This window comes from Polaromonas sp. CF318, assembly GCF_000282655.1.
Lineage (GTDB): Bacteria > Pseudomonadota > Gammaproteobacteria > Burkholderiales > Burkholderiaceae_C > Polaromonas.
The window spans coordinates 1-4,720 of record NZ_AKIV01000115.1; the positions used below are offsets into that span (position 1 = coordinate 1).

Here is a 4,720-nt window from a genome sequence, read left to right on the forward strand (position 1 = left end):
ATCTGCGGATAAAGGAAATTCATATCCGCAGATTTCGCAGATTCACGCAGATGAAAACCATCATGATGAAAAGCCATGCGGCCAGCGTGCGCTGAGCACAAACACCTTCTCTTCAACCCGTCGAAATCTTTGAAAGACCCTCTCAAGATGCTCGCGCCCAGCCTCTCCGTGGTGCTCGCCGTCCTTGCCGCCTTGAGCCAGCCGGCCTGCGCCGCGACCCCGCAGGCCGCGCCACTGGCCGGCATCGCGCGTCCCGTGATTGAGCAGTTCCTGCAAAGCCAGGCCGCGGGCCTGCCCGGCCAGGTGGTGATCAGCATAGACACGCCCCTGTCGGGTGCGCTGCCGCCCTGCGACGCGCTCGAGCCTTTTCTGCCGGGCGGCGCGCGGCTGTGGGGCCGCGTGTCCGTCGGCGTGCGTTGCAACTCGGCCCAGCCCTGGACACGCTATGTGCCGGCCTATGTGGCCGTACGCGGCAACTACTACGTCGCGGCCAGGCCCATCAGCGCCGGCCAGGTGCTCACTGCGGCCGATGCCGCCCTGCGCGAAGGCGACCTCACGGCCCTGCCGCGCGGCGTGGTCACGGACGCTGCCCAGTTCGACGGCGTCACCGCCCTGAACACCGTTGCCTCCGGTGCGCCGCTGCGCCGCGAATCGCTGCGCGCCGCCATCGCGGTGCAGCAGGGCCAGGCCATACGCCTGCGCACACGCGGCCCGGGTTTCACCGTCAGCACCGAAGGCAAGGCCATGAGCAGCGCCGCGGTGGGCGCCCTGGTCCAGGTCAGGACGGCCGGCGGCCAGCTGCTCAGCGGCATCGCCCTGGCGGACGGCACGGTGGAGCGGGTTCACTGAGTTTTTTTGAAATGAACCCTAAAGTTTTCATCCGGCCCGCCGTTAGAGCGGTGATATCCCCCAGAGGAATAGCTCCATGAATATCCAGAAAACCTTCACATTCCTCAAGAGTGTGGCCGACAGCGTGTCCCCCGCCGCCGCCCGCGAAGGCCGGGCCGCGTCGGCGGCGCCCGCTCCCAGCGCCCCGGCGCGCCCGGTCGCGCCGGCGCCGCTGCTGTCCAGCCAGTCGGACTTCGATGCCGCGCGCGTGGCCCGTATCCGCGAAGAGATCAGCGCCGGCCGCTACCAGGTCAATACCACCAAGATCGCGGACGGCCTGCTGGCCACGGTGCGCGACCTGCTGGGCGAGGAGCCAAAAGAATGAGCAACGCGCTGGTCGGGCTGCTGCACCGGGAACATGCGGCGACAGGCTTGTTTCTTGAACTGCTGGGCCTGGAAGCCCATGCCATGACCGAGGGGCTGTTCACCGAACTGCCTGGGCTGGCCGAGCGCAAGTCCCAGCTGGCCGAACAGATCACCGCGCTAGGCCGCCAGCGCGAGGCGCTGCAGCAAAGCCTGGGTTACGGCCCGGGCCGCGGCGGCGCCGATGCCGCGGCCGCCGCCGGCGACGCCGTGCTCAAGAGCGCCTGGCAGCAGCTGCTGGCCCGCGCGGCCGAAGCCCAGGCCATGAACCACCGCAACGGCGTGATGGTCCACACCCACCTGGACTTCACGCGCCAGACCCTGAACTTCCTCAAGGCCGGCGGCCAGCCGCTGTACGGCCCAGACGGCACGCACCGGTCGGGTGGCAGCGGGAATCGGCTGGCGATTGGTTGACTTGGACTTCGCGTCCAGCCATCCGCAAACGCCCCTCACGAGAGGTATTGGCGAGAAACTGCTTTAGCAGGACGGCACTGGAGCCGCGGCGTTAGTTCCTGAGCCCAAGGGCGCGGAGCCAGGCATCCACTTGCCCGAAGGCATCCTGCTGCCATTGGTCCGGTGTGCGTTCTCCCGCGATCCGCGATTCATGGACAAAGTTCCTTACACAGGTCGGACCATAGCCGTCTGGTGCGTCGAACTTTGCCTCAATGAACTTAAAGCCCGCTGCTCCACTTCCATGGTCGAGCAAAGGACGGCAGGCTTGCGCAAGCGCTACCGGGCCACCAGGATAATTGCGAACGCTGTAGTAGATGTCGTAGGCGTCCTTCTGTTTATACCGTCGCTCGACCGCATGCCCCTTCATGGCAAGGAGGGCGGGGATGGAGCAGACCGCAATTTCCACCCGATTCGTTCCCCCCGCCGGCATTGGACCGGTGATCGCGACCATTTGATAAAAGCGCGTCGCAAGATCAGCACCGTCTGCCCTCTGCACGGCGAAGTCACTGATCAGAGGCGGGTCGTTCTTGACGATTTCCGCGTCTCGCGGCATCAGAAAATCGACGACCACATCGATGGAGCCGCCGCCGTCCAGAGCCTGCACGGTCCTGACCAGTTGAAACCGCTTCTTGTCCTGCCGCTGCTCGTAGCCGTGGCTGAACAGTGAGTCCACCAGTGTCGCGTATTCGCCGTCGCCTAGCGCTTCGGGATTCAGGCCGATGTCCACGTCAAGGGTACCGACATGGCGCATGTCCTCGTTATCCAGAAGCAACCAGGGCACCGCCCCTCCGATGACGGCAAATTTCCCTCTGAAGCTACCCAGTACCTGACCCATCTCGACGAGGACCGTCTTGACTGCTGCTGTTGTGCGGTCATCGTAATCGGCCGCATATTGCGGTTCACCGGTCGTCATTTCTGCCATGAGAGTTTTTCTTCTTTCAAGTGTTCAGCTGCCTCCCGGCCTCGCTCACCGGCATGGGCAAGATCGAGATAGGTTTGAACCGGGCTGGTGCAGAACACCCCTTCTGCGGCTTCGTATGCGTCTCGAAAGAGGCCCGTGTCCTTCAATACATTCACCACGACGTTTTCACCTTTGTTGCTCGCTTGCAGCTTCAAGCCCTCCCGCAGTTTTTCAAGCCCGGCTTTGTCCGCATAGAAGTACTGTGTTGCTATCCGGCCGTACGGGGATATCCAATTCGCCGCGGAAAAGGAGGCCAGCATTGCCAGGCCTGCGGCACCTTCATCTTTGAGCAACCCGCGGTATGCGGTCTCCAAAGCGCCTCCGTGCAATGTCGTATAGAAAGGCAAGCAGGTCGCCGGGGGAGGTTCGTAGGCTGCGCACCATTCTTCGAGCAAGGTATCGGGCTCAGACAGGAAGAGTCCGTCACTGGAGATCTTTCCCCACTCACGGTCGAGCAGGGCCGCACGGACATTGCTTACGTGGCCCACACTGACCCCGGCAGCTTCCGCGAGTTCTGTCACGCGCCAGGCACGCTTCGGATCGCGGAGCATGGACCGCAGTACTTGCGCCGATTTGGGCTTGAAAATGGACCTCAGGTCGCGCCGTTCCGCTGCGGGCTTGCTGTCCACCTGCCGTTCGATAAATATGCCATCGAACACGATGCGGACGTTTCCCTGGAAATCGAGAAAACCGACCCCGGCCTCCCGGCATAGGGCTTGGGACTCCTGCGAAAGGTAAGGAGCCACAAACACCTGGACGGATCGTTCATGGTGCGCGGCATAGTTGCGCAGTTGGTAGAGCCCAGTCCGCACATGGCGTGGCTGGCCGCTGGATTTGACTTCACACACCAAGGTGTATGGCTTGCCCGACACCTCAATGTGCGCTACGGCGTCCACCTCCTGGTCGCGATTGGATGTCTCCGTTTGGACGCCCTTTACGGTAATGGCGGAAATCTGCTCAAGCAGCGCCAAAAGCTTCTGGTGGGCCTGCTGCTCAATTTCTTTCAATGATTCCGTAGATTTCAACATCCGCTGAAAATACCATTTTCAATGAAAATGTCAAGGATTTCACCAAAAAGTCCTATTTCAGCAGCTGTTGAAATTGCATATGGGTGAAATGCCCCTGATAGGGGCCCGAGCTGCCGACCCTCTACAAGAAAGTAATTAGTTATGCGCAGCCGGGGAAATCCACCAAAGTCACCATCAAAAAAGCCGGCTGTTTTTTGGCTGCCCGGCTTTTAAGGGAAGGGAATGTCCCCGTCCAAGCTCTCTTAAAACGTTTCCCAGCTCCCGCCGCCTGCCATCGCCAGGTCACTTTTGGCCGGTTTGCGCGGCGCGGCAATCGCCTCACGCGCTTGCGGTGGCTGTTTGGGTGTTGCCGGCCTGGCCGTGCCGGCGCGCTGCTGTTGATGATGATGATGCTGCGCGGCCGGCTCGTGGCCACCATTGACCTTGAACACGCTGACCACCTGCGACAGGCCGCTGGCCTGCTCCTGCAGCGAAGACGCCGCGGCGGCCGCCTGCTCGACCAGGGCCGCATTCTGCTGCGTGACCTGGTCCATCTGCGTGATGGCCTGGTTGATCTGCTCGATGCCCGAGGTCTGTTCCTGGCTGGCCGCAGTGATCTCGGCCATGATGTCGGTCACACGCTTGACGCTGTCGACAATCTCGTCCATGGTCTTTCCGGCTTCGGCCACCTGCTTGCTGCCCTCTTCAACCTTGTCGACCGAATCGCCGATCAGCGTCTTGATTTCCTTGGCAGCGGCGGCGCTGCGCTGGGCCAGGTTGCGCACTTCGGCGGCCACCACCGCAAAACCCCGGCCCTGCTCGCCGGCACGGGCGGCTTCCACGGCGGCATTCAAGGCCAGGATATTGGTCTGGAAGGCAATGCCGTCGATCACGCCAATGATGTCGACGATCTTGCGCGAGGACGCATTGATGGCGCCCATGGTGCCGACCACCTCGGCCACCACGCTGCCGCCCTTGACGGCAACACTGGACGCGGACACCGCCAGCTGGTTGGCCTGGCGCGCGTTGTCGGCATTCTGTTTGACGG

General features: G+C 62.6%; 6 protein-coding genes. 3 read left to right on the plus strand and 3 right to left on the minus strand.

From position 1 onward, the window contains the following. Nucleotides 1-147 precede the first annotated feature (147 nt). From flgA to PMI15_RS19385, 3 genes are all read left to right on the plus strand, one after another. A complete protein-coding gene (gene flgA, locus PMI15_RS19375; RefSeq protein WP_007873289.1) occupies nucleotides 148-849 on the plus strand; it encodes a flagellar basal body P-ring formation chaperone FlgA in 702 nt (233 codons plus the stop codon). Nucleotides 850-925: 76 nt separating this feature from the next. Further along, complete coding sequence (gene flgM, locus PMI15_RS19380) at nucleotides 926-1,213, plus strand: flagellar biosynthesis anti-sigma factor FlgM (RefSeq protein ID WP_007873291.1); 288 nt, start codon at nucleotides 926-928, stop codon at nucleotides 1,211-1,213. Then, nucleotides 1,210-1,665, plus strand: coding sequence for a flagella synthesis protein FlgN (locus PMI15_RS19385; RefSeq protein ID WP_007873294.1), 456 nt, complete (start codon nucleotides 1,210-1,212; stop codon nucleotides 1,663-1,665). Before flgM ends, PMI15_RS19385 begins: the two co-directional genes overlap by 4 nt. Before the next feature lie 91 nt (nucleotides 1,666-1,756). On the opposite strand, the gene PMI15_RS19390 is transcribed toward PMI15_RS19385, so the two are convergent. The 3 genes from PMI15_RS19390 to PMI15_RS19400 all read right to left on the minus strand — a co-directional run. Further along, on the minus strand, nucleotides 1,757-2,626 hold the full coding sequence (locus PMI15_RS19390) for a hypothetical protein (protein ID WP_036840118.1): 870 nt from the start codon (nucleotides 2,624-2,626) through the stop codon (nucleotides 1,757-1,759). Further along, nucleotides 2,614-3,693 (minus strand): type IV toxin-antitoxin system AbiEi family antitoxin, encoded by a 1,080-nt coding sequence (locus PMI15_RS19395; protein WP_007873299.1) that lies wholly within the window; start codon nucleotides 3,691-3,693, stop codon nucleotides 2,614-2,616. The genes PMI15_RS19390 and PMI15_RS19395 overlap by 13 nt, the downstream gene beginning before the upstream one ends. Before the next feature lie 242 nt (nucleotides 3,694-3,935). After that, on the minus strand, nucleotides 3,936-4,720 hold a 785-nt coding region (locus PMI15_RS19400), incomplete at its 5' end, for a methyl-accepting chemotaxis protein (RefSeq protein WP_007873302.1).

Bases quoted from the DNA above. Each gene is read 5' to 3' on its own strand.
- PMI15_RS19395 (WP_007873299.1), bottom strand. From the start codon at position 3,693: ATGTTGAAATCTACGGAATCATTGAAAGAAATTGAGCAGCAGGCCCAC.
- flgA (WP_007873289.1), top strand. From the start codon at position 148: ATGCTCGCGCCCAGCCTCTCCGTGGTGCTCGCCGTCCTTGCCGCCTTG.
- flgM (WP_007873291.1), top strand. From the start codon at position 926: ATGAATATCCAGAAAACCTTCACATTCCTCAAGAGTGTGGCCGACAGC.
- PMI15_RS19390 (WP_036840118.1), bottom strand. From the start codon at position 2,626: ATGGCAGAAATGACGACCGGTGAACCGCAATATGCGGCCGATTACGAT.
- PMI15_RS19385 (WP_007873294.1), top strand. From the start codon at position 1,210: ATGAGCAACGCGCTGGTCGGGCTGCTGCACCGGGAACATGCGGCGACA.